Source organism: Pseudomonas sp., from assembly GCF_050739775.1.
Taxonomy (GTDB): Bacteria; Pseudomonadota; Gammaproteobacteria; order Pseudomonadales; family Pseudomonadaceae; genus Aquipseudomonas.
This window is the reverse complement of record NZ_JBOICA010000002.1, coordinates 23,320-49,053: the sequence shown is the minus strand read 5'-3', so window position 1 is coordinate 49,053 and position 25,734 is coordinate 23,320. Positions and strand designations below refer to the sequence as shown.

At 61.7% G+C, this 25,734-nt stretch carries 19 protein-coding genes; 9 read left to right on the top strand and 10 right to left on the bottom strand.

Translation table 11 applies throughout. From position 1 onward, the window contains the following. Positions 1-75 precede the first annotated feature (75 nt). Positions 76-912: a 23S rRNA (adenine(2030)-N(6))-methyltransferase RlmJ gene (locus tag ACRESH_RS01755; RefSeq protein ID WP_431740314.1), complete on the bottom strand. Its 837-nt coding sequence runs from the start codon at positions 910-912 to the stop codon at positions 76-78. 126 nt (positions 913-1,038) lie between these two features. After that, complete coding sequence (putP, locus tag ACRESH_RS01750) at positions 1,039-2,523, bottom strand: sodium/proline symporter PutP (protein ID WP_431740313.1); 1,485 nt, start codon at positions 2,521-2,523, stop codon at positions 1,039-1,041. A 354-nt stretch (positions 2,524-2,877) separates the two neighbouring features. Between putP and putA the strand changes: the two genes are divergently transcribed. The 8 genes from putA (at position 2,878) to yccS (ending at position 18,122) form a co-directional block, all read left to right on the top strand. Continuing rightward, positions 2,878-6,831 (top strand): trifunctional transcriptional regulator/proline dehydrogenase/L-glutamate gamma-semialdehyde dehydrogenase, encoded by a 3,954-nt coding sequence (gene putA / locus ACRESH_RS01745; RefSeq protein WP_431740312.1) that lies wholly within the window; start codon positions 2,878-2,880, stop codon positions 6,829-6,831. Between the two features lie 161 nt (positions 6,832-6,992). Next, complete coding sequence (locus tag ACRESH_RS01740) at positions 6,993-8,795, top strand: acyl-CoA dehydrogenase (RefSeq protein WP_431740311.1); 1,803 nt, start codon at positions 6,993-6,995, stop codon at positions 8,793-8,795. A gap of 33 nt (positions 8,796-8,828) precedes the next feature. Continuing rightward, positions 8,829-10,271: a TldD/PmbA family protein gene (locus ACRESH_RS01735; RefSeq protein ID WP_431740310.1), complete on the top strand. Its 1,443-nt coding sequence runs from the start codon at positions 8,829-8,831 to the stop codon at positions 10,269-10,271. Continuing rightward, positions 10,271-11,602, top strand: coding sequence for a TldD/PmbA family protein (locus ACRESH_RS01730; protein WP_431740309.1), 1,332 nt, complete (start codon positions 10,271-10,273; stop codon positions 11,600-11,602). Before ACRESH_RS01735 ends, ACRESH_RS01730 begins: the two co-directional genes overlap by 1 nt. 108 nt (positions 11,603-11,710) lie before the next feature. Next, on the top strand, positions 11,711-13,138 hold the full coding sequence (gene mdtD, locus ACRESH_RS01725) for a multidrug transporter subunit MdtD (RefSeq protein WP_431740308.1): 1,428 nt from the start codon (positions 11,711-11,713) through the stop codon (positions 13,136-13,138). A 105-nt stretch (positions 13,139-13,243) separates the two neighbouring features. Continuing rightward, a complete protein-coding gene (gene dbpA / locus ACRESH_RS01720; protein WP_431740478.1) occupies positions 13,244-14,581 on the top strand; it encodes an ATP-dependent RNA helicase DbpA in 1,338 nt (445 codons plus the stop codon). A gap of 60 nt (positions 14,582-14,641) precedes the next feature. Continuing rightward, complete coding sequence (locus tag ACRESH_RS01715; protein WP_431740307.1) at positions 14,642-15,823, top strand: NAD(P)/FAD-dependent oxidoreductase; 1,182 nt, start codon at positions 14,642-14,644, stop codon at positions 15,821-15,823. A gap of 118 nt (positions 15,824-15,941) precedes the next feature. Beyond that, positions 15,942-18,122 (top strand): YccS family putative transporter, encoded by a 2,181-nt coding sequence (yccS, locus tag ACRESH_RS01710; protein ID WP_431740306.1) that lies wholly within the window; start codon positions 15,942-15,944, stop codon positions 18,120-18,122. Here yccS and ACRESH_RS01705 read toward each other — a convergent pair whose 3' ends face one another. Then, complete coding sequence (locus ACRESH_RS01705) at positions 18,123-18,860, bottom strand: substrate-binding periplasmic protein (protein WP_431740305.1); 738 nt, start codon at positions 18,858-18,860, stop codon at positions 18,123-18,125. It lies immediately after the preceding gene. Between the two features lie 239 nt (positions 18,861-19,099). Between ACRESH_RS01705 and ACRESH_RS01700 the strand changes: the two genes are divergently transcribed. Next, entirely contained in the window at positions 19,100-19,552 is a 453-nt protein-coding gene (locus ACRESH_RS01700; RefSeq protein ID WP_431740304.1) for a GNAT family N-acetyltransferase, read from the top strand. 32 nt (positions 19,553-19,584) lie between these two features. Here the strand turns inward: ACRESH_RS01700 and ACRESH_RS01695 are convergent, their stop codons facing one another. The 7 genes from ACRESH_RS01695 to ACRESH_RS01665 form a co-directional block, all read right to left on the bottom strand. Next, complete coding sequence (locus ACRESH_RS01695; protein WP_431740303.1) at positions 19,585-19,881, bottom strand: winged helix-turn-helix domain-containing protein; 297 nt, start codon at positions 19,879-19,881, stop codon at positions 19,585-19,587. Between the two features lie 17 nt (positions 19,882-19,898). After that, positions 19,899-20,399, bottom strand: coding sequence for a M48 metallopeptidase family protein (locus ACRESH_RS01690; protein WP_431740302.1), 501 nt, complete (start codon positions 20,397-20,399; stop codon positions 19,899-19,901). Between the two features lie 38 nt (positions 20,400-20,437). Next, positions 20,438-22,558 carry a putative bifunctional diguanylate cyclase/phosphodiesterase gene (locus ACRESH_RS01685; protein WP_431740301.1) on the bottom strand — a complete coding sequence of 707 codons (2,121 nt, stop codon included), beginning with the start codon at positions 22,556-22,558 and terminating at the stop codon, positions 20,438-20,440. A 218-nt stretch (positions 22,559-22,776) separates the two neighbouring features. Further along, the gene (fba, locus tag ACRESH_RS01680) at positions 22,777-23,841 is read right to left on the bottom strand and encodes a class II fructose-bisphosphate aldolase (protein ID WP_045182031.1); all 1,065 of its coding nucleotides are present in this window, start codon (positions 23,839-23,841) and stop codon (positions 22,777-22,779) included. 100 nt (positions 23,842-23,941) lie between these two features. Continuing rightward, complete coding sequence (locus tag ACRESH_RS01675) at positions 23,942-24,268, bottom strand: MliC family protein (protein ID WP_431740300.1); 327 nt, start codon at positions 24,266-24,268, stop codon at positions 23,942-23,944. Positions 24,269-24,319: 51 nt separating this feature from the next. Continuing rightward, complete coding sequence (locus ACRESH_RS01670; protein ID WP_431740299.1) at positions 24,320-24,538, bottom strand: hypothetical protein; 219 nt, start codon at positions 24,536-24,538, stop codon at positions 24,320-24,322. Between the two features lie 32 nt (positions 24,539-24,570). Beyond that, entirely contained in the window at positions 24,571-25,734 is a 1,164-nt protein-coding gene (locus tag ACRESH_RS01665; RefSeq protein ID WP_431740298.1) for a phosphoglycerate kinase, read from the bottom strand.

Sequence of the window (25,734 nt, the reverse complement as noted above, 5' to 3'; positions counted from 1 at the left end):
TGGCCCCATGGGGCGAGCGGCAACGAAAGAGCGGGATTATAACGTAAAGCGCGTGCGCTTGTAGGAGCGTCCCACCTACTCGGCGATCAGCCAGTCCATCCGCCAGCTACCTTGGGTCTGCGCCAGCACCTGGGACAACCATGGCAGCAGTTCACGCAGTTCCTCCTCCAGCCCCCATGGCGGATTGGCAATGGCCAGGCCTGAGCCATTGAGGCCCTGCGGGCTGTCCTGGGGATGCACGTACAGCTCCACACGCAGCAATTTCGGCGCGCCAGTGCTGGTCAGGTCCTGATAGAAGCGCACCAGTTGGCGCTGATCCTTGATCGGGTACCAGATCGCCGCAACGGTCTGGCGCATGCGAGCAATGGTCTCTTTCATCGCCTGGGTGCAGCGCTTGAGCTCGTCGGCCTGTTCGAACGGCGGATCGATCAGCATTACTGCGCGTTTTTCCTGCACCGGCAGCAGCGCGCGCGGCACGTGCCAGCCCTCACCCAGGTGCACGGCGACGCGCGGGTCTTTCTTCATGTTGTCCTTGAGCAGGCGCCCGTCTTCGGGGTGCTTCTCGTTGAGCAACACGCGATCCTGCTGACGCGCCAGGCGCCGGGCAAGCTCGGGCGAGCCGGGGTAGTAGCGCAGCTCGCCATCGGGATTCATCTTGCGCAGGATACGCAGGTAGTCAGCGGTAACTTCTGGCAGATCCTCACGCCCCCAAAGCCGTCCGACACCTTCGACCCACTCGCCGGTACGCGTCGCCTGGTCGCCTTGCAGGTCATACAGACCGAGGCCAGCATGGGTATCGAGGTAAGCGAACGGCTGCTCCTTGCGCGACATCAGCGCAATAAGGCGGGTCAATACGAGGTGTTTGAAGACGTCGGCGTGGTTGCCGGCGTGGAAGGCGTGACGATAGTTCATGGCAACTCCTGCAAGACCGCGCAGTTTACCTTGTCGCGCGCACGGCGTCAGGCACAGGACGCCAAAACGACAACGGCCCGGACTCTTGCGAGGCCGGGCCGTTGTCAGGCGGGGTTCAGCAGTCGATCAATGACCGGCTTTGAACGCCTCATCTGCAGCTTCGAAGCGCGAAACCATCGCGGTCGATGGGCTGCCGGCCCTACTGACGAAGTAAATGGCCAGGGCGCCGAAGAGGAAGCCCGGGATAATTTCGTACAGACCCCAGATGGAGAAGTGCTTCCACACTACCACGGTGATCGCACCCACCAGGATGCCGGCCAGCGCGCCGTTACGGGTCATGCCTTTCCACAGCACCGAGATCAGTACAACCGGACCGAAGGCAGCACCGAAGCCAGCCCAGGCATAGCTGACCAGGCCCAGAACTCGGTTCTCGGGGTTGGAGGCAATCACGATGGCCACGACTGCGACCAGCAGCACCATGGCGCGACCGACCCAGACCAGCTCGAGCTGCGAAGCACCCTTGCGCAGGAAGGTCTTGTAGAAGTCCTCGGTAAGGGCACTGGAGCACACCAGCAGCTGGCAGCTCAGGGTACTCATGACGGCTGCCAGAATAGCGGACAGCAGCACTCCGGCGATCCATGGGTTGAACAGGATCTTGGCCAGCTCGATGAACACACGCTCGTGGTTCTCGGCCACAGGACCTGCAACCTCGGGATGCGCCGAGAAGTAGGCAATGCCGAAGAAACCAACAGCGCAAGTACCCACCAGGCACAGGATCATCCAGGTCATGGAGATGCGACGAGCATTAGCGATCGACTTGACCGAATCGGCAGCCATGAAACGCGCCAGGATGTGCGGCTGACCAAAGTAGCCCAGACCCCAGCCCATCAGCGAGATGATGCCGATGAAGGTGGTGCCCTTGAGCATATCGAAGTTCGCCGCATCCTTCAGCTCGATGGCGGCAAAGGTCGTATCAAAGCCGCCAGTGGCGATCAGCACGATCACCGGAGTCAGGATCAGGGCAAAGATCATCAGCGTGGCCTGGACGGTATCGGTCCAGCTCACGGCCAGGAAACCACCGACAAAGGTGTAGGCAATGGTCGCGGCTGCACCCGCCCACAGGGCAGTTTCATAGGACATGCCGAAGGTGCTTTCAAACAGACGAGCACCGGCGACGATGCCGGAAGCGCAATAAATGGTGAAAAACACCAGGATCACCACAGCGGAGATGATCCGCAGCAGCCCGCTCTTGTCTTCGAAGCGGCTGGAGAAGTAGTCCGGCAGGGTCAAGGCATCGCCGTTGTGCTCGGTCTGCACGCGCAGACGACCGGCAACGAACAGCCAGTTCAGGTAGGCACCGACGATCAGGCCGATAGCGATCCAGCTCTCCGACAGACCCGACATATAGATGGCGCCTGGCAGGCCCATCAACAGCCAGCCACTCATGTCCGAGGCACCGGCCGAGAGCGCGGTCACGACACTGCCGAGGCTGCGCCCGCCAAGAATGTAGTCGGATAGGTTGTTGGTGGAGCGATAGGCCATGAAGCCGATCAGCACCATTGCCGCGATGTAGATCACGAACGTGATCAAGGTTGGATTGCTTACACTCATTGTTGCGCCCTGGCGTTTGTTTTTATGTAGTGACAGCCTCAGAGGAGGTTGCACCCAGGCCGCGAATCCTATGCAACAACGCAAAGCAGGTGCAACCTGTTTTTGCATTCAAGTTGCACCTCGTCGGATTTTTTGCGTAACAGCGGTTTTTTGCTCCCTTTCGGAGCAAGAACCCTCGTTTACAGAAGAAAACGCACCATAAACAGCCATTTTTGCTGTGGGGTTTTACCCAACGGACGAGCTGCACTTTTTTCCTGCATATTTTGGGTTGCACTAGGTTGCACCCAAATTCACGCACGGCTAATCTTGGCGCCAGCTTAAGCCACAGCCCTGTGGCAATAATGAGGATAAGAAATGGCGACGACCACCCTTGGGGTCAAACTTGACGACCCGACCCGTGAGCGACTCAAAGCAGCAGCGCAGTCCATTGACCGCACGCCGCACTGGTTGATCAAGCAAGCGATCTTCAATTATCTGGAGAAGCTCGAGGGTGGCGCCACCCTGACCGAACTCAACGGTCAGTCCATCATCAATGGCGATGAAGCCGGTGAAGTCGCGGGCGACCACGCCCACCAGTGCTTCCTCGAATTTGCCGAAAGCATCCTGCCGCAGTCGGTCCTGCGTTCGGCGATTACCGCCGCCTACCGCCGCCCAGAGCCGGAAGTGGTGCCGATGCTGCTGGAGCAGGCACGTCTGCCTGCCGCCATGGCCGAGGCCACCAACAAACTGGCCGCCGGCATCGCCGAAAAACTGCGTAACCAGAAGAGCGCTGGCGGTCGTGCCGGTATCGTTCAGGGCCTGCTGCAGGAATTCTCCCTGTCGTCCCAGGAAGGCGTGGCGCTGATGTGCCTGGCCGAAGCCCTGCTGCGTATTCCGGACAAAGGCACCCGCGACGCCCTGATCCGCGACAAGATCAGCACCGGCAACTGGCAACCGCACCTGGGCAACAGCCCGTCGCTGTTCGTCAACGCCGCAACCTGGGGCTTGCTACTGACCGGCAAGCTGGTCTCGACCCACAATGAATCCGGCCTGACCTCCTCGCTCAGCCGCATCATCGGTAAGAGCGGCGAGCCGATGATCCGCAAGGGCGTCGACATGGCCATGCGCCTGATGGGCGAGCAGTTCGTCACCGGCGAAACCATCGCCGAAGCCCTGGCCAATGCCAGCAAGTTCGAAGCCAAGGGCTTCCGCTACTCCTACGACATGCTCGGCGAAGCTGCCCTGACCGAGCACGACGCGCAGAAATACCTGGCCTCCTACGAGCAGGCGATCCACTCGATCGGTAAAGCCTCCCACGGCCGTGGCATCTATGAAGGCCCGGGCATCTCGATCAAGCTCTCGGCCTTGCACCCGCGCTACAGCCGTGCCCAGTACGAGCGCGTGATGGAAGAACTGTACCCGCGCCTGCTGTCGCTGACTCTGCTGGCCAAGCAATACGACATCGGCCTGAACATCGACGCCGAGGAAGCTGACCGCCTGGAGCTGTCGCTGGATCTGCTCGAGCGCCTGTGCTTCGAACCGCAGCTGACCGGCTGGAACGGCATCGGCTTCGTGATCCAGGCCTACCAGAAGCGTTGCCCGTATGTGATCGACTACGTCATCGACCTGGCCCGCCGCAGCCGTCATCGCCTGATGATCCGCCTGGTCAAGGGCGCCTACTGGGACAGCGAGATCAAGCGCGCCCAGGTCGAAGGCCTGGAAGGCTACCCGGTGTACACCCGTAAGGTGTACACCGACGTGTCCTACATTGCCTGCGCCCGCAAGCTGCTATCGGTACCGGAAGTCATCTACCCACAGTTCGCCACGCACAACGCCCACACTTTGTCGGCCATCTACCATATCGCCGGTCAGAACTACTACCCGGGCCAGTACGAGTTCCAGTGCCTGCACGGCATGGGCGAGCCGCTGTATGAGCAGGTTGTCGGCAAGGTCGCCGATGGCAAGCTGAACCGTCCGTGCCGCGTGTACGCACCGGTTGGCACCCACGAAACCCTGCTGGCCTACCTGGTTCGCCGCCTCTTGGAAAACGGCGCCAACACCTCGTTCGTCAACCGCATTGCCGACCAGTCGATCTCGATCCAGGAACTAGTTGCCGACCCGGTTGCCACCATCGAGCAGATGGCCACCCAGGAAGGCAACTTCGGCCTGGCGCATCCACGCATTCCGTTGCCGCGTGACCTATACGGCGCCGAGCGGGCCAACTCCGCCGGTATCGACATGGCCAACGAACACCGTCTGGCGTCGCTGTCCTGCGCCCTGCTGGCCACTGCACACAACGATTGGAAAGCCGCACCGATGCTCGGCTGCGCCTCCAGCACTGAAGCCGCAGCGCCGGTCCTTAACCCGTCCGATCACCGTGACGTGGTCGGTCATGTGCAGGAAGCCACCGTTACCGACGTCGACAACGCCATCCAGTGCGCCCTTAAGGCCGCGCCGATCTGGCAGGCCACGCCGCCAGCCGAGCGTGCTGCGATCCTGGAGCGCGCCGCCGACCTGATGGAAGCCGAGATCCAGCCACTGATGGGGCTGCTCGCCCGTGAAGCCGGCAAGACCTTCGCCAACGCCATCGCCGAAGTCCGTGAAGCGGTCGACTTCCTGCGTTATTACGCGGTACAGGCCCGTAACGACTTCAGCAACGATGCCCACCGCCCACTGGGCCCGGTGGTCTGCATCAGCCCATGGAACTTCCCGCTGGCGATCTTCAGCGGCCAGGTCGCTGCCGCCTTGGCAGCCGGCAACCCGGTGCTGGCCAAGCCTGCCGAGCAAACCCCGCTGGTAGCCGCCCAGGCCGTGCGACTGCTGCTGGAAGCCGGTATCCCTGAAGGCGTGGTGCAGTTGCTGCCAGGCCGCGGCGAGACCGTCGGTGCCCGCCTTGTGGGTGACGATCGGGTCAAAGGCGTGATGTTCACCGGTTCCACTGAAGTCGCCCGCCTGCTGCAACGCAACATCTCCGGGCGTCTGGATGCCCAGGGCCGTCCGATTCCGCTGATCGCCGAAACCGGTGGCCAGAACGCGATGATCGTCGACTCCTCGGCACTCACCGAACAAGTGGTCATCGACGTGGTCTCCTCGGCTTTTGACAGTGCCGGTCAGCGCTGCTCGGCACTGCGCGTGCTGTGCCTGCAAGAAGACTCGGCCGACCGCGTGATCGAGATGCTCAAGGGTGCCATGGCCGAAAGCCGCCTGGGCAACCCGGAGCGCCTGGCCGTGGACATTGGCCCGGTGATCGACGCCGAAGCCAAGGCTGGTATCGAGAAACACATCCAGGGCATGCGCGACAAAGGCCGCTCGGTGTACCAGGTTGCTATCGCCAATGGCGAAGAGATCAAACGCGGCACCTTCGTCATGCCGACGCTGATCGAGCTGGAAAGCTTCGACGAGCTGCAACGCGAGATCTTCGGCCCGGTCCTGCACGTGGTGCGCTACAACCGCAAGAACCTCGACCAGCTGATCGAGCAGGTCAATGCCTCCGGTTACGGTCTGACCCTGGGTGTTCACACCCGGATCGACGAAACCATCGCCAAGGTCATCGACAACGTCAACGCCGGTAACGTCTACGTCAACCGTAACATCGTCGGTGCCGTGGTCGGCGTCCAGCCGTTCGGTGGCGAAGGCCTGTCCGGCACCGGCCCGAAGGCTGGTGGTCCACTGTACCTGTACCGCCTGCTGTCGACCCGTCCAACCGATGCAATCGAGAAATCGTTCCAGCGTACCGACGGCGGCAACACCCCGGACACCCGTCTGCGCGACGAGTTGAGCAAGCCACTGCAAGCGCTCAAAGCCTGGGCCGCAAGCAACCAACTGAACGAACTGGGCAGCCTCTGCGAGCAGTTCGCCAAGCAATCGCAAAGCGGTATCAGCCGCCTGCTGGCGGGCCCGACCGGTGAACGCAACAGCTACACCATCCTGCCGCGTGAACACGTGCTGTGCCTGGCCGAAGTCGAGGCCGACCTGCTGACCCAACTGGCTGCGGTTCTGGCCGTAGGCAGCTCGGCGGTGTGGCCGGAAGGCGAGCTGACCAAGACCCTGCGCAACCGTCTGCCGAAAGACGTACAGGCACGCATCAAGCTGGTGGGTGACTGGACCAAGGACGAAGTGGTGTTCGATGCCGCCCTGCACCACGGTCACTCTGATCAGTTGCGTGCAGTCTGCGAGCAAGTGGCCAAGCGTGCCGGTGCGATTGTCGGCGTGCATGGCCTGTCGTCGGGCGAAACCTCGGTTGCCCTGGAGCGTCTGGTGATCGAGCGGGCGTTGAGCGTCAACACCGCTGCTGCGGGTGGTAACGCGAGCTTGATGACTATCGGCTAAACACCGGGCGTCATCTCGAATGCAGGAGCCGGCGTTGCCGGCTCCTGCATTCGCCCCAGACAGCGCCACACGTTCTACCCCATCATCACCCCCACCTATTTCTCTGTCCGCGCTCTTCCCTCCCCCCTAGACTCGACGCATCCCCAGACAGGAATGCCGTCATGCCCGAGACCCTGCTCAGCGCCCGCAACCTGGCCTTCGAACTCTACGAAGTGCTCGACGCCGAGGCCCTCACCCAGCGCCCACGCTTTGCCGAGCACAACCGCGAAACCTTTGACGCTGCACTGAACACAGCCCGGACCATTGCCGAGAAATATTTCGCGCCACACAACCGCAAGGGCGACGAACACGAGCCGCGTTACGAGAATGGCGAAGCGCTGCTGATCCCCGAGGTCAAGCCGGCGGTTGATGCCTTCCTCGAAGCCGGTTTCCTCAATGCCACCCGCGACTTCGAAGCTGGCGGCATGCAGCTGCCGACGCTGCTTTCACAAGCTTGTTTTGCCCACTTCCAGGCGGCCAACGCGGGCACCACCGCTTACCCGTTCCTGACCATGGGCGCGGCCAACCTGATCGAGAGCTTTGGCAGTGATGAGCAAAAACGCCTGTTCCTGCAGCCAATGATCGAAGGCCGCTTCTTCGGCACCATGGCCCTGACCGAACCTCACGCCGGCTCGTCCCTGGCCGATATCCGCACCCGCGCAGAACCGGCCAGCGATGGCAGTTACCGGCTGCGCGGCAACAAGATCTTTATCTCTGGCGGCGACCACCCACTGTCGGAAAACATCGTGCACATGGTCCTGGCCAAATTGCCGGACGCACCGCCCGGGGTGAAAGGCATTTCGCTGTTCATCGTGCCGAAGTTCCTGGTCAATACCGACGGCAGCCTGGGCCCGCGCAACGATGTGCTGCTGGCCGGCTTGTTCCACAAAATGGGTTGGCGCGGCACCACCTCGACAGCGTTGAATTTCGGCGACAACGGACAATGTGTTGGTTACCTGGTAGGCCAGCCGCACCAGGGCCTGGCCTGCATGTTCCAGATGATGAACGAAGCGCGCATCGGGGTCGGCATGGGCGCGGTGATGCTCGGCTATGCCGGCTACCTGTACTCGCTCGACTATGCCCGCCAGCGTCCGCAAGGACGCCTGCCGGACAACAAGGACCCGGCCACCGCTGCGATACCGATCATCGGCCATAGCGATGTAAAGCGCATGTTGCTGACCCAGAAAGCCTACGTCGAAGGCGCCTTTGACCTGGGCCTGTACGCAGCGCGATTGTTTGATGAAACCCAGAGCGGCGAAACCGAGGCCCAGCGTAAACAGGCCCAAGAACTGCTCGACCTGCTGACCCCGATCGTCAAATCCTGGCCCTCGGAGTTCTGCCTCAAGGCCAACGAACTGGCGATCCAGATCCTCGGTGGCCACGGTTATACCCGCGAATACCCGGTCGAACAGTATTACCGTGACAACCGTCTGAACCCGATTCACGAAGGCACCCATGGCATCCAGTCGCTCGACCTGCTCGGCCGCAAGCTGGCACAGAACGGCGGCGCCGGGCTCAAACAACTGGTGCGCCTGATCGCCGGAACCTGCGAGCGGGCACGCGAATTTGCCAGCTTGGATCACCTGCGCACGCCATTGGAGCAACTACAGATTCGCCTGCAGAGCGTGACGCTGGACCTGCTCGGCGACCTGGCCCAATGTCAGGTCAACAGCGCCCTGGCCAACTCTGCGCTGTACCTCAAGGCCTTTGGTCACTGCGTGATCGGCTGGCGCTGGCTGGAGCAGGCGATCCGTGCCGAACAAGGGTTGGCCCAAGGCAACCCGGCCGACCACGACTTCTACCTGGGCAAATTGCAGGCCGCGCGTTATTTCCTGACCTGGGAAGTGCCGGGCTGCCATAATGAGCTGGCATTGCTCGAGGCCCGCGACGATACCTGCCTGAGCATGCGCGACGAGTGGTTCTGAGGGGGAACCACCGTACACACGGAGGTTTCTTGCATGTTCGAGATGACTGCATTGCTGCGCCAGCGCTTTGCCGCCCTGCGCAGCGGTGCCGAGTTTTTTTCCCTGCGCTATGTGCAGCAGTCCCAGCAGCAACTTTCAGTGCGCAAGAACGTTGCCGAGCCGCCGTTTTTCTTCCGCGATGAAGGGGCGATGCTGACGGTCCGGCTCAAGGGTGTGGAAGCCTACGCCGCCACTGCCGACCTGTCCCAGTCGGGCCTGCAACGCGCCCTGGAACAGGCAGAAAAACTGGCCGCGCAGATTGCCGCACGCGCCCTGCTTGACCTCAGCGAGCAGCCAGTGGCCACCGAGCGCAGCGACTATCGCTCGCCAAACCTCGAACAGCCCTTGCCGTCCCTGGCCGACTGCTATGACTTGCTCAGCCGTGAGTCGAACAGCGTGCCCGCCGACAGCCGCCTGGTGAACTGGCAGGCCAGCCTTGGCATCAACAACGTCGAACAGATTTACCTGAGCACCGCCGGTGCCGAACTGCGCCAGGCCCAGCGTTTTATCTATCCAGGTTTCACGGTCACCGCTTTCGATGGTCAGGACAGCCAGAGCCGCACCCTGGGCCGGGAGAACTTCGGCCAGCAGGGCGGCCTGGATGTCATCGAACGCTGCGGCCTGGTTGGCGCCGGCGTCAAGGTCGCCGACCAGGCGCTGCAACTGCTGTTGGCGCCCAATACCCCGAGCGGCGTGCGCGACCTGTTGCTGATGCCGGACCAGATGATGCTGCAGATCCATGAGTCAATCGGCCACCCGCTGGAAATGGACCGTATCCTCGGCGACGAGCGCAACTATGCTGGTACCAGCTTCGTCAAAGCCAGTGACTTCGGCACCCTGCAATACGGCTCGAAACTGCTCAACGTGACGTTCGACCCGACCATCGGAGAAGAACTGGCCAGCTACAGCCATGACGACGACGGTAGCGCCGCCAGCAAGCAGTTCCTGATCCGCGATGGCTTGCTGCTGCGTCCGCTGGGCGGGGCCCTGTCGCAGTTCCGTTCGGGCCTGGACGGCGTCGCCAACAGCCGCGCCTGTGGCTGGAACCGGGCGCCGATCGATCGCATGGCCAACCTCAATATCGAACCAGGTGACCAGAGTCTGGAACAAATGATCGGCAATATCGAACACGGCATCCTGATGCGCACCAATCGCTCCTGGTCCATCGATGACGCGCGCAACAAGTTCCAGTTCGGCTGCGAATGGGGCCAGTTGATCGAAAACGGCGAACTCAAAGGCGTGGTCAAAAACCCCAACTACCGGGGTATTTCCGCGCAGTTCTGGGGCAACCTCAGCGCGATTGGCGATGCCAGCACCTTGCAGGTTCTCGGCACGCCGAACTGCGGCAAGGGCGAGCCTAACCAGGTGGTGCGGGTCGGGCACGCCTCACCTGCCTGCGTATTCAGCCAGATCGACGTATTCGGAGGAGACGCCTGATGGCTGCCACCCCACTGCACAGTTTCCAAGCACTTGTTGCCAGCCTGCAAGAACAGGTCCGCGCCCCCGAACATTTCACCCTGAGTTACAGCGCCGAACACTCGCAGTTCATTCGCTTCAACCATGCCAAGGTGCGCCAGGCCGGCGAGGTCCAGCAAGCCAGCTGCATCATCAAGCTGGTCAAGGATGGGCGCCAGGGCGATCTGCAGTTCACCCTGGGCAATGATGCTGACGTCGATCAGCAGCGCCTGGCCCAGGCTGTCGAACAACTGCGCCAGACCTTGCCGCTGCTGGAGGCCGACCCCTACCTGCAACTCAACGACAACGCCTGGCAAAGCCATAGCGTGCAGGACCAGGCGCTGCCCGAGATTGACCAGGTGCTGGCACAGATCGAACAGGGTGCCAGGGAGCTGGATCTGGTCGGCATCTACGCCGCAGGCCCGATCTGCCGGGGTTTTGCCAGCTCGTTTGGGGCCTTCGGCTGGCACCAGGCCAACAGCTTCAACTTCGACTGGAGCCTGTTCCATAGCAATGGCCAGGCGGTCAAGGCCAACTATGCCGGGCAGCACTGGGACGGCGAAGCCTTTGCCCTGCGCCTGCGCCAGGCACGCGAACAGCTGGAGTACCTCGGGCGCCCGCTGAAAAACCTGGCGCCCGGCGAGTACCGCGCCTACCTGGCCCCGGCAGCCATGGATGAAATCATGGGCATGCTCTGCTGGGGCGGCTTTTCCGCCCAGTCACTGGCGACCAAGAACAGCCCTCTGCAACGCTTGTACGCCAGTGATGCGCGCTTGAATCCGCACGTCAGTATTGCCGAGCAAGTCAGTGGCTCGCTGAGCCCGGCGTTTTCCGACGAAGGCACGCCTCGCAGCGACTTGCGCCTGATCGAGCAGGGAAAAGCTCTGGACCGCCTGATCTGCGCCCGTAGCGCCGCCGAGTTCGAACTAGCCGCCAACGGTGCCGATGGCCATGAATCACCTTGCGCCCTGAGTATGGCTGCTGGCGAACTCGAACAACGCGACATCCTGACCCGCCTGGGCACTGGCCTGTACATCAGCAACCTCTGGTACCTGAACTTCTCCGACCTGCCAGCCGCGCGCATGACCGGCCTGACCCGCTTCGCCACCTTCTGGGTCGAAGACGGGCAGATCCAGGCGCCGGTCAGCACCATGCGCTTTGATGACAGCGTCTACAGTTTGTTGGGTTCGCAGTTGGAGGCTTTAACGACAGAGCGCGAGCTGATTCTGTCGACCAGCACCTACGGACAGCGGCAGACCAGTTCGAGTCATTTGCCTGGAGCCTTGGTCAAGCGCCTGACGCTGACATTGTGATGACCCGATCGCCGGCAAAGCCGGCCCCCACAAGTCCAGGCAGTGCATCACCCTCCGTAGGAGCCGGCCTTGCCGGCGATGAGGCCCTAAAGGACACCTGAGCAAATCATGCCCAACCGCGCTCCGCTGGACCCTGTCACCGCCCGCTGGATCCCCTGGGTGGTGGCCATCGCCTTCTTCATGCAGTCGCTGGACGGCACCATCCTCAACACCGCCCTGCCGGCCATGGCCCGCGACCTGGCCGAAAACCCGCTGCGCATGCAGTCGGTAATCGTCGCCTACATGCTCACCGTGGCCCTGCTGATCCCGGCTTCGGGCTGGATCGCCGACCGTTTCGGCACCAAGCGGATCTTCTTCGGCGCCATCCTGCTGTTCAGCCTCGGCTCGCTGCTCTGTGCCCTGGCCGACAACCTGAGCATGTTGGTGGCAGCCCGGGTGATCCAAGGGCTGGGGGGCGCCTTGATGCTGCCGGTCGGGCGGCTGGTGGTGCTGCGCGCCTACCCGCGCTCGGAGCTGGTGCGGATCATGAGCTTCATCACCATTCCCGGTCTGCTCGGCCCGTTGCTTGGCCCGACCATGGGCGGCTGGTTGGTGGAAATCCTCAGTTGGCACTGGATCTTTCTGCTCAACCTGCCGGTCGGCGTCATCGGCTGTTACGCCGTGTGGCGCTTCATTCCCGACCTGCGCGGCAGTGAGCGCACACGTTTCGACGGCGTGGGCTTTGTGCTGTTTGGCGCGGCCATGGTGCTGATCACCATTGCCATGGAAGGCCTGGGCGAACTGCACCTGCCGCACCTGCGAGTGATGTTGCTGCTGTTCGCCGGCATGGCTTGCCTGGCAGCCTACTGGCTGCGCGCCGGCAGCGTCGACAACCCGCTGTTTTCGCCCAAGCTGTTTCGCACCCGGACCTTTTCCGTCGGCATCCTCGGTAACCTGTTCGCCCGCCTGGGCAGCGGCGCCCTGCCATTCCTGGTGCCGTTGCTGTTGCAGGTGGCCCTGGGCTACTCGCCGGCACAAGCCGGTATGAGCATGATTCCCCTGGCGGCGGCAGCAATGCTGGCTAAGTCGATCGCCCGCCCGCTGATCGAGCGCTTCGGCTACCGCACCCTCCTCACCGGCAACACCCTGTTGCTCGGTTTGTTGTTGGCCAGCCTGGGCCTGGTGGACGAACAGACGCCCTACGCCCTGCTGCTGTTCCAGCTGGGCCTGCTCGGTGCGGTCAACTCCATGCAGTTCACGGCGATGAACACTGTCACCCTGATCGATCTGGACGATGCCAGCGCCAGCAGCGGCAACAGCCTGTTGTCGGTGGTGGCGCAACTATCCCTGAGCCTTGGCGTGGCGTGTGCCGGTGCACTGCTCGGCGGCTTCACGGCATCGGGCAGTGCCAAAGGCGTTGAGAGCACCCTGGAGGCGTTCCAGTTAACCTTCCTGAGCATTGGCCTGATGGCCATGCTGGCGGCGGCGATCTTCATGCAGCTGTCGAGGATGGACGGAAGGCGTGCCCCTCGTCCGGAACCGGAGATCGAGCCTTAGGGCTAATGGCGTCGAGGCTGGTACACTGCGCGACATTTTGTTTTGCAGGCCCGCCTCGTGACCACCATTGCCACCGCCTTCGCCACCTTGCCGCTGTCCGCCGCCATGCTGGCCAACCTGAACGCCCTCGGCTACGCCCAGATGACCCCGATCCAGGCCCAGAGCCTGCCGGTAATCCTCAAGGGCATGGACCTGATCGCCCAGGCCAAGACCGGTAGCGGCAAGACCGCCGCGTTCGGCATCGGCCTGCTCAACCCGATCAATCCGCGTTACTTCGGTTGCCAGGCCCTGGTCTTGTGCCCGACCCGCGAGTTGGCCGATCAGGTGGCCAAAGAGCTGCGCCGCCTGGCCCGTGCTGAAGACAACATCAAGATCCTGACCCTGTGCGGCGGCGTGTCCCTAGGCCCGCAGATCGCCTCGCTGGAGCATGGCGCGCATATCATCGTCGGCACCCCCGGCCGCGTTCAGCAACATCTGAGCAAAGGCACCCTGGTGCTCGACGGGCTCAACACGCTGATTCTCGATGAAGCCGACCGCATGCTCGACATGGGCTTCTACGATGCCATCGCCGACATCATCGGGCAAACGCCGGAGCGCCGTCAGACCCTGCTGTTCTCCGCCACCTACCCGGCCGGGATCAAGCAACTGTCGTCTGCATTCATGCGCAACCCGCAGCAGGTCAAGGTCGAGGCGCTGCACGCCGACAGCCAGATCGAGCAGCATTTCTACGAGATCGATCCGGGCCAGCGCATGGACGCCGTCACCAAGCTGCTCGGGCATTTCCGCCCGCAGTCGTGCGTGGCCTTCTGCTTCACCAAGCAGCAGTGCCAGGAGCTGGTCGAGCACCTGCAGGCCAAGGGCATTGCCGCCGAAACGCTGCATGGCGACCTGGAGCAGCGTGATCGTGACCAGGTTCTGACCCTGTTCGCCAACCGCAGCCTGTCGGTGCTGGTTGCCACTGATGTCGCCGCGCGAGGGCTGGATATCGATGCGCTGGACATGGTGATCAACGTCGAGCTGGCCCGTGATGCCGAGATTCACGTGCACCGGGTCGGTCGTACTGGCCGTGCGGGTGAGAAGGGCCTGGCGGCGAGCCTGGTGGCACCGTCCGAAGGACATCGCGCCCAGGCCATCGAAGACCTGCAGAAAGCGCCGCTGCGCTGGGAGCAGCTGGACAGCCTGAAGAATCAGGGTGGCGCACCGCTGGTGCCGACCATGAGCACTCTGTGCATCGCTGCCGGGCGCAAGGACAAACTGCGCCCAGGCGATATCCTCGGCGCCCTGACCGGTGAAGCCGGGTTGCCGGGCACTCAGGTGGGCAAGATCGCCATTTTCGACTTCCAGGCGTTTGTTGCCGTGGAGCGGGCGGTAGCCAAGCAGGCGCTGCAGCGGCTCAACAGCGGCAAGATCAAGGGCCGGTCGTTGCGGGTACGCATCGTCTGAGTTGTTTGTTGAATTTGCTGGCCCGCGATAGCTTCACCAGCGATCTTTGAGGATTTTGCAGTGCGTTCCACCGAAGTAATCATCATTGGCGCAGGCGCCGCCGGCCTGATGTGTGCCCTGACCGCCGCTGGTCGCGGCCGTCAGGTACTGCTGCTCGACCACGCCAACAAACCGGGCAAGAAGATCCTGATGTCCGGTGGTGGCCGCTGCAACTTCACCAATATGTACACCGAACCCGCCAACTTTCTTTCCCAGAACCCGCATTTCTGCAAGTCGGCCCTGGCCCGCTACACCCAGTGGGACTTCATCGAGATGGTCGGCAAACACGCCGTGCCCTATCACGAGAAGAAACTCGGCCAACTGTTCTGCGATAACAAGTCCAGCGACATCCTCGGCATGCTCCTGAGCGAGTGCGACAATGCCGGCGCCGAGCTGCGCATGGACACCCGCATCGATCAGATCGAGAAAATCGACGGTGGTTACTTGCTGGAAACCAGCGCCGGACAATTCCAGTGCCAATCGCTGGTGATCGCCACAGGCGGCCTGTCGATCCCGACCCTGGGCGCAACCGGCTTCGGCTATCAGGTCGCCCGCCAGTTCGGCCACACCCTGCTGCCGACGCGTGCAGCACTGGTACCGTTCACCATCACCGAGCCGGTGTTCAAGGGCATCTGCACCGAGCTGTCCGGCAGCTCCGTAGACTGTATCGCCAGCTGCAACGGCAGCAGTTTTCGCGAGAACCTGCTGTTCACCCACCGCGGCCTGAGCGGCCCTGCGATCCTGCAGATCTCTTCGTTCTGGGAGGCCGGCGACACGGTCGAGATCAACCTACTGCCAGACCACGACGCCTTGACCTGGCTGCAACAGCAACAAATCGAGCGTCCCAACAGCGAGCTGAAAACCCTGCTCGGCGAGGTCTTCACCAAGAAGATGGCAAACCTGCTGAGCGAGCACTGGTTCGTCTCCAAGCCGATGAAGCAGTACACCCCGGCAGAACTGGCCCAGGTCAGCAACAAGCTTGCAACCTGGCAGGTGGTTCCGGCCGGAACCGAAGGCTATCGCACCGCCGAGGTAACCCTCGGTGGCGTCGATACCCGAGAGGTGTCCTCCAAGACTATGGAGTCGCTGAAAAGCCCGGGGCTGTACTTCATTGGCGAAGTACTCGACGTCAGCGGCCACTTGGGCGGTTTCAACTTCCAGTGGGCCTGGGCATCGGCGTACGCGGCCGCGCAGTTCGTCTAACCTTCGCGGTAGAATCAGCGCATCAAGGAACAAATTTTGCCCGTCAGATGGCAGCCGTAACACGGCTGCCATCTGACGGGCTCAATTTCGATCATCGCCCAAGGCCTGCCTACCCGATATGTCATCCTCCTCGTTCAGCCAATCATTGCGCCGCCTCTGGGCCCTGGACAAATTCAGCTATGCCATCCGCGTACTCATCGCCCTGACCGGCAGCATGTTGCTGTGCTGGTATCTGGATGAGATGAGCCTGCTGATCCCGCTGTTCCTTGGCATTATCGCCAGTGCCCTGGCCGAGACCGACGACAGCTGGCAAGGGCGTCTGAACGCCCTGGCCGTCACCCTGGTGTGCTTTACCGTTGCCGCGCTGTCAGTGGAGTTGCTATTCCCCTATCCGCTCATTTTTGTCTGTGCCCTGGCCCTGGCCAGCTTTGCCCTGACCATGCTTGGCGCCTTGGGTGAGCGCTACGGCGCCATCGCCTCGGCTACGCTGATTCTCTCGGTCTATACCATGATCGGCGTGGACCAGCGCGGCGGTGAAGTCAGCGACTTCTGGCACGAACCCCTGCTGCTGGTGGCCGGAGCAACCTGGTACGGGCTGCTCTCGGTGTTGTGGCAGGCGTTGTTCTCCAACCAGCCGGTGCAGCAAAGCCTGGCGCGACTGTTCCGTGAACTGGGCCGCTATCTGAAACTCAAGGCGATCCTGTTCGAACCGATCCGTCAGCTGGATGTGGAAGCCCGGCGCCTGGAACTGGCACAACAGAATGGCCGAGTGGTGGCTGCGCTCAATGCCGCCAAGGAAATCATCCTGCACCGGGTCGGCAATGGCCGGCCCGGCTCAAAGGTCAGCCGTTACCTGAAGCTGTATTTTCTCGCCCAGGACATCCACGAGCGTGCCAGCTCTTCGCACTACCCCTATAACGCCCTGACCGAAGCCTTCTTCCACAGCGACGTGCTGTTCCGCTGCCAGCGCCTGCTGCGCCAGCAAGGTGTGGCCTGCCAGCAATTGTCCGAGTCGATCCAGCTGCGCCAGCCGTTCATCTACGACAGCGGTTTTGCCCAGGCCCTGGAAGACCTGAATGCCTCCCTGGAGCACCTGCGCCTCCAGAGCAACCCGGCCTGGCTAGGGCTGCTGCGCTCGCTGCGCGCCCTGGCCGCCAACCTGGCAACCCTTGACCGCCTGCTCAGCGATGCGAGCAATCCCGATAATCTGGCCGATGCCAGCGACAGCAGTCTGCTCGACCGCTCACCGCGCAATCTGGCCGATGTCTGGAGCCGTCTGCGCCAGCACCTGACACCGACCTCACTGCTGTTCCGCCACGCCCTGCGCCTGCCCCTGGCGCTGTCAATCGGCTATGGCATGGTGCACCTGATCCACCCGACCCAGGGTTACTGGATCATCCTGACAACCCTGTTCGTCTGCCAGCCCAACTATGGTGCGACGCGGCGCAAGCTGGTGCAGCGGATCATCGGTACCGGCATCGGCCTGACAGTGGGCTGGGCGCTGTTCGACCTGTTTCCGAGCCCGATCATCCAGTCGCTGTTCGCCGTCGCGGCCGGGGTGGTGTTCTTCGTCAACCGCACCACCCGCTACACCCTGGCCACTGCGGCGATCACCCTGATGGTGCTGTTCTGCTTCAACCAGGTCGGCGACGGCTACGGGCTGTTCCTGCCACGCCTGTTCGATACCCTGATCGGTAGCCTGATCGCCATTCTCGCGGTGTTCCTGTTCCTCCCGGACTGGCAGGGTCGGCGTTTGAACAAAGTGCTGGCCAATACCCTGAGCTGCAACAGCACCTACCTGCGCCAGATCATGCAACAGTACGCCCAAGGCAAGCGCGACGACCTGGCCTATCGCCTGGCCCGGCGCAACGCCCATAACGCTGACGCAGCGCTGTCGACCACCCTGGCCAACATGCTCATGGAGCCTGGGCACTTTCGCAAGGAAGCGGATGTCGGCTTTCGCTTCCTGGTGCTCTCGCACACCTTGCTCAGTTACCTGTCAGGCCTGGGCGCGCACCGTGAAACCACCCTGCCCGCCGATGTTCACGAGCAGTTGATCGACGGCGCCGGGGCCAGCTTGGCCAACAGCCTGGACGAAATTGCCGAAGGCCTGGCCAGCAAGCTGCCAGTGGCCATCCACAGCGATGCCGAGGAAGCCTTGGCCAATGCGCTTGAACAGATGCCCGAAGAGCTGGAGGAAAACCAGCGCCTGGTACAAACCCAGCTAGCGCTAATCTGTCGTCAGCTGGGACCATTGCGCACCCTGGCCGCACACCTGATCAAGGACGCGCCGGCCTGATCAAAAGCCATAGTGCTTGAGCAACCGCTCATAGCTGCCATCGGCCTTCATCTCGGCGATGGCGCGGTCGAAGCCGGCAACAATCTGCCGGTGCCGGGGGTTTTTCAGGCTCACCAGAATATGCAGACTGTTCTCGCTGAGCGGCTTGTCGATGAGCTCGACAGCGTCGCGCACTGAGCGCGACTCGCGCTGCAGAAAGTAACGCGCGACGTACTCGTCATCCAGCGTCAGGCCCACTCTGCCCGCGGCAAGCATACGCACCGCACCCGAAAAGCTGCGCACCGGGACTTTTTGCAACTGCTGGTCAGCATCGAACGCGGGCGAGTAGGTATAGTCCCGCACAATAGCGATGGAATAAGGGTACAGATCACTCAGGGTATTGAACCTGAGCGCATCCCCCTTGCGCTTGAGCAGACGAATGCGGTTGGTCAGGTAGCTGGTGGAAAACTGCCCGATCCGAGTACGGCTCTCATTGAACCAGGCATTGATCAGCACATCGTAGCGCCCTTCTTCCACACCCAGCATCGCCCGTGCCCAAGGCACCTGCTCGAACTCGCTGGCAAAACCGGCACGCTGCAAGGCGGTGGTGACAATCACAGTCGCCAGGCCACCACCGGGCATACCGCTGTCAGCAAAGGGCGGCCAACTGTCGGCAACCAGGCGCAGCTTTTCAGCTTGCGCGGTGCTGAACGCCAACAGCAATCCAAGCAAAGCCAAGACTCGAAGCAGTGCAGCCATGCTCAAATCCTTTAGTAGACGCGCCATTGCACGTCATTGATATCAACTGCTTGAGAGTTACCGCTGTCAGCACGTTTGCGCAGGTTACACAAAGATGAAGCCTTGAGGCAGAGGCAATGATATCAAATGGCCTCTATTTTGAATTCCATCACGTTCCGTGTTGACTTGTGGCAATTTCGCCCTCGTCCTCGCCCCTGGCATCTGCCATGATCGAGCTAATCAACTGCTTGAGAACCACCATGAGCATCGACTGGATCTGTAAACATCACAGCGATCTTGGCAAGGAACAACTCTATGCCATTCTGCGGCTGCGCACCGAAGTCTTCGTGGTCGAGCACAAGAGCGCCCACCAGGAAATCGATGGCCAGGACCTGGAGGGCGATACCTTTCACCTGATGGCCTGGCAGGATAACGAACTACAAGCCTACTTGCGTCTGCTCGATCCGGAGTCCCAGGGTGGCGATGTGGTGATTGACCACGTGGTCACTGCGCCGTCGGCACGGCGTCAGGAATTGGGCCATAAACTGATGGAAACGGCGCTTGAGCAGGCCGAGAAGCACTGGCCCGGTGTGCCGGTTTATCTGTCGGCACAGACGCACTTGCAGGGCTACTACGAGCGTTATGGCTTTGTTGTGGCGGGTAAGGAATATCTTGAAAACGATACTCCGCATCTTGGGATGCGTCGCGGCTAGAAGCATCGCGGGCCAAGCCCGCGAGAAGGCCCTCAGGGATACCCGAGAACCTCACGAATACGGCGCAAATGCTGGATGATCCACTCCTTGTCGATCGCCCCCCAAGCGTGAATCCGATAATGCCCGGCATGATTGCGCGCCCCCGCCTGCTGCTCGAACTCACAGACGATATCCAGGTCAGCCAATGCGGCGATGGTGTCCTGGGCCGTGCGCCGGGGCATACCGGTCGCCTCCATCAGCGCCGGCACAGTAGTGGCGGTCTGGCTGTCGATCAGCCAGGCGACGTACAGTCGACGGTAGAAGCTGGTCTTGGTCTTGCTCACATCCATTGGCAGGTCCTCACGGCTCACCCTTTGCCAGGCAGCTCGCGGTAAGTCAGGTAGACACGCAGGTCGAACTCCAGTTGATGGTAGCCCGGTTGCATGTGTTCGCAGAGCTGGTAAAAGGCCTTGTTGTGATCGCTTTCCCTCAAGTGGGCCAACTCATGCACCACGATCATTTTCAAGAACTGCGGCGCCGCTTCCTTGAATAGCGAGGCGATGCGAATTTCCTTCTTCGCCTTCAACTTGCCACCCTGCACCCGTGATACTGCAGTGTGCAGGCCCAGGGCGCGATGGGTCAGGTCCAGGCGGTTATCGAACAACACTTTGTCCAGGTTCGGCGCATTTCGCAGGTACTCCTGCTTGAGGCCCTGGGCATAGCTGTACAACGCCTTGTCACTCTGCACGCCATGACGCTCCGGATAACGCTGCTGCAGGTAGTCGCCCAGGCGATTGCTGGCGATCAACTGGCGGACCTGGTCTTGCAGGGCGGGCGGATAGGCTTGCAGGTACTTGAGCGCGGTCATGGTCGGGAAGCAGGCGAGTAATAACGCAGTGTACCCAACTACACCTGTTGCCAGTCAAAAAAGCGTGGAAACTCACTGGCGTCCCCTGCGGTCATCGGATGCGCCAGCAGAAAACCTTGCACGTACTCACAGCCATTGGCCTGCAACCAGCGCGCCTGCTCAGGTGTTTCGACCCCTTCGGCGATCACGCTGATCCCATACTCCCGGCACAACTCAATCACACAGCGGACCATGGCGGCGTCAGCAATCGAGCCCGGTAATCGTGCCACCAGTTGCCGATCGAGCTTCAGGGTATCGATGGGCAAATCGCGGACCATACGCAACGAACAATCACCGGCGCCAAAATCATCCAGGGCGACACGCACACCCAGCTCATGCAGTCTGTGCAGCTGTTTCATGGCATCGTCGAGGTTGTAGCGCAAAGAGCTCTCGGCAATTTCCACCTCCAGCTGGGCAGGCTCCAGATCCTGGCTGAGAATCACCCGCGCCAGCTCTTCAACCAGGTTGGGCATGCTGAACTGCACCTGACTCAAGCTGATGCCCAACACCAGACCGGCGTCGTAGCGTTCGTACCAGGCCCGGCGCTGTACTGCACCTTTCTGGTAAATCCAGCTGGCCAGACGGGTGATCAGGTGAGCCTCCTCCAGCAGGGGAATGAACAAACCTGGCGGCACGTCACCGACGCTGGGATGACGCCAACGCAACAGCGCCTCGAAGCCCCGCAGGCGGCCATCAGCCAACGTCACCTGAGGTTGGTAGACCAGGCTGAATTCCTCATGCTCGATGGCGCCACGTACACTGTCTTCCAGCATCAGCCGTGAACGCGCGCGACCGTTCAGGTCCTGATCGTAATACCGGTACTGCTGGCGTCCCGACTGTTTAGCCGCATACATCGCGGCATCCGCAGCCCGCAGCAGCCCATCGATACTGGCCCCGCATTCAGGATAGGTGGCAATACCGATGCTGACCCCAAGCGTGACTTCCAGCCCGTCGATCTCCTGGTAGATCGACATTCGCTCGATCAGCTTTTCGGCACAACGCGCAGCCTGCTCGGGGTACTCGAGCGAATCGAGCAGCGCGGTGAATTCATCGCCGCCCATGCGCGCGAGAATCGCACAGGTACCCAGGCAATCCTTGAGCTGCTCGGCCACCCAGTTGAGCACCCGGTCACCGGCCTCATGCCCCAGTGAGTCGTTGATGCGCTTGAATCCGTCCAGATCCAGGAACAACAACGCCTGGGGCCGGTCCGAGCGCTCGTTGCGCAATAGCGCACTTTCCGCGGCCTGGTAGAAACCACGCCGGTTGAGCAGGCCGGTCAACGGATCGGTGATGGCCTGGTACTCAAGTTGCTGATGCAGATTGCGCACCACAGACATATCCAGCACCGTAACTACCAACGCGCGCTGCTCACTTGGCAACGGCGCGCACGACAGCGCTACCGGTATCGGATGCCCTCCCACCGTACGCAAGACTGCATCGTGAATACGCAGGGTGCCTCGCTCCAGATAAGCCTGGTAAAACGCCGAGTCCCGCCACGAGGCTGATCCAGGTGACTGCACGAAATCCAGCAAACCCATGCCCTGCAAGTGTTCGAACGGCGCATCGAGCAAACGGGAGATCGCTGGGTTGGCAAAACGGATCAAGCCGTCTTCGGCCACCACCAGGATGCCCTCGGCCGCATTTTCCAGCACTGACGCATTGAACGCCCGCGCGGCCTCCAGGTCATGACTCAGGCGCTGCAACGAACGACGGTTGCGTTGCTGCTCCAGCAAGGCCTGAACCTTGGGCTTGAGGATCTGAGGGTCAAAGGGTTTGAACAGGTAATCCACCGCGCCACTGGCATAACCCTTGAGCACGGCAGCCTGGGACTGCTCGTTGGCGGTCAGAAAAATGATCGGTGTAAGCCGCGTGCGTTGGCTTCCGCGCATCAGGCGTGCTACTTCGAAGCCATCCATGCCTGGCATCTGCACATCCAACAGGACCAGGTCGACTTCATGTTCAAGCAACGCGCTCAGTGCTTCCGTTCCTGAGCTTGCGGTGAGTACTTGCCAGTCCTGACGGGCCAGCAGGGCACGCATGCTGATCAGATTTTCAGGGTAATCATCGACGACCAGTAGTACCGAGCCGCCATCGTTTGTGTGAGGTTGCGCGCAATCCATGCTGCTTCTCTTGTGAAACCGACATCGAATTTCGGTTGAAATCCGAGACTAACTCTAGACCTGGCTGCCACAAATCTGAAGTCATCAGATTGACATCATCGCAGGAAAGCTCCGTAAGCCGACTAACGGTCTGTCCACTCAGGCCACTACAACCCTGTACTTGGCGCGAAGGGCATAAAAAAACCCGCATCGCTGCGGGTTTTCTTAATGCCCCGGACTTAGTTGACCTTGGCGGCCAGCTCACCCTTGAGGTAACGCTGGAACATGCCTTCCAGGGAGATCGGCTTGATCTTGGAGGCATTGCCGGCAGTACCGAAAGCTTCATAACGGGCGATGCACACATCACGCATGGCCGTTACGGTAGCACCGAAGAACTTGCGCGGATCGAACTCGCTCGGGTTCTGCGCCATCAGGCGACGCATGGCACCGGTGGAGGCCAGGCGCAGGTCGGTGTCGATGTTGACCTTGCGCACGCCATACTTGATGCCTTCGACGATCTCTTCAACCGGTACGCCGTAGGTCTCTTTGATGTCGCCGCCATACTGGTTGATGATCGCCAGCCACTCTTGCGGCACCGAAGAAGAACCGTGCATCACCAGGTGGGTGTTAGGAATGCGCTTGTGGATTTCCTTGATACGGTCGATCGCCAGGACGTCACCGGTAGGTGGCTTGGTGAACTTGTAGGCGCCGTGGCTGGTGCCGATGGCGATGGCCAGGGCATCGACCTGGGTCTTCTTGACGAAGTCGGCGGCTTCTTCCGGGTCGGTCAGCATCTGGCTGTGATCCAGAATGCCTTCGGCACCGATGCCGTCTTCTTCGCCGGCCATGCCGGTTTCCAGCGAGCCCAGGCAGCCCAGCTCACCTTCAACCGAAACGCCGCAGGCGTGAGCCATGGCCACGGTCTGCTGGGTCACACGGACGTTGTACTCATAGTCGGTCGGGGTCTTGCCGTCTTCACCCAGGGAGCCATCCATCATCACCGAACTGAAGCCCAGCTGGATCGAGCGTTGGCACACGTCAGGGCTGGTGCCGTGATCCTGGTGCATGCACACCGGAATGTGCGGGAATTCTTCGATGGCAGCCAGGATAAGGTGGCGCAGGAACGGGGCGCCAGCGTATTTGCGGGCACCGGCCGAGGCCTGGACAATCACCGGAGAGTCGGTCTTGTCGGCAGCTTCCATGATGGCGCGCATCTGCTCGAGGTTGTTGACGTTGAAAGCTGGTACGCCGTAGCCAAACTCGGCGGCGTGGTCCAGCATCTGGCGCATGCTAATGAGTGCCATTGTGTATCTCTCTCCCGACAAGCGTCGTTTTTCGTGCAAGCCTGCCGCAGTGGCGGTTGCTATTCAAGTAGTGTGGGCCGCCATCACGCGGCCCGGCCAGTCACGGCGCCTTGCAGCCCCGCCCTATCAAATCGTTGGTGGCGACCCAGTAAACCAGGCCTTCGTCACCTTTGCTGTGAAACGCCAGCACACCATCGCTGTACAACGAACCCGAGGCGCCCGGTTCGGCCTTGAGCCGATAGACCTGGTCACCGCCACCCAGACGAACGTCCACGTTCTGCTGGCTGCTGTCGGCAAAGCGCCAGAGCAGTTCGGCCTGGCTATCACACACCCAGCGGGTCCAGCTGTCCGACGGCGCCGGTGAAGACGTGAAGCTTGCGCATCCGCCCAGTACTGCCAGGGCCATCAGGGCCACGACACCTTTCATCCAATATCCTCTAGCAGACCACAAACTGGCCGGTAGGTTGCCATCAACCGATCAAGGGCAACCCTGAGCCCGGCGCTGGTGTTCGTCATCGTATTTTTCCAGGCCATCCGGGCCGAGCCGCTTGTTGATCACCGGGACGGTTTCCGCCTGCCATTGCGACTGATAGCAGCCGCCTTTCGGCGCGCCCGGCTTATCGGCCGTAACCTCCGGGGTGCTGGAACAGGCGCCCAGCATCCCGACCAGGATAAACACGGGCAATCGCTTGACCATCAGGTCGCTCCCTTTGCCAGGCGTTGAGCGAATCAGGCCTTGGCCCGTTGTTCCAGTACTTCCACCGCTGGCAGGACCTTGCCCTCGACGAACTCGAGGAATGCACCGCCACCGGTAGAAATGTAGGAGATTTGCTCGGCAATGCCATATTTGTCGATGGCGGCCAAAGTATCGCCACCACCGGCGATGGAGAACGCAGCGCTTTCAGCGATGGCCTTGGCCAGCACCTTGGTGCCGTTACCGAACTGATCGAACTCGAACACGCCAACCGGGCCGTTCCACAGGATGGTCTTGGACGACTTCAGCAGCTCGGCGAAGTTGGCCGCGGTTTGCGGGCCGATGTCCAGGATCATGTCGTCTTCGGCAACATCAGCCACCAGCTTCACGGTGGCTGCTGCGCTTTCAGCGAACTCCTTGGCAACCACTACGTCCACTGGCAGCGGTACGTTGACCTTAGCGGCGATGGCCTTGGCGGTGTCGATCAGGTCAGGCTCGTACAGCGATTTGCCGACCGGGTGACCGGCAGCTGCCAGGAAAGTGTTGGCAATACCACCGCCGACGATCAGCAGGTCGCAGATCTGGCTCAGGCTGTTCAGTACGTCGAGCTTGGTCGAGACCTTGGAGCCAGCAACGATGGCGGCCATCGGCTTGGCCGGGGCTTTCAGGGCCTTGCCCAAGGCATCCAGCTCGGCAGCCAGCAGCGGGCCTGCGGCAGCGACTTTGGCGAACTTGGCGACACCGTGGGTCGAGCCTTCGGCGCGGTGAGCAGTACCAAATGCGTCCATCACAAACACGTCGCACAAGGCAGCGTACTTCTGCGCCAGTTCGTCGGCGTTCTTCTTCTCGCCTTTGTTAAAGCGCACGTTCTCGAACAGCACGATATCGCCGGCCTTGACCGGGGCGCCGTCCAGGTAATCGGCAACCAGCGGCACTTCGCGGCCCAGGGCCTTGCTCAGGTAGTCGGCAACCGGCTTGAGGCTGTTCTCGGCAGAGAACTCGCCTTCGATCGGGCGGCCCAGGTGCGAACAGACCATCACGGCCGCGCCCTTTTCCAGCGCCAGCTTGATGGTCGGCAGCGAAGCGAGGATACGCGCATCGCTGGCAACCACACCGTCCTTTACAGGCACGTTGAGGTCTTCGCGGATCAGTACGCGCTTACCTTGCAGATCGAGGTCGGTCATCTTCAACACGGTCAT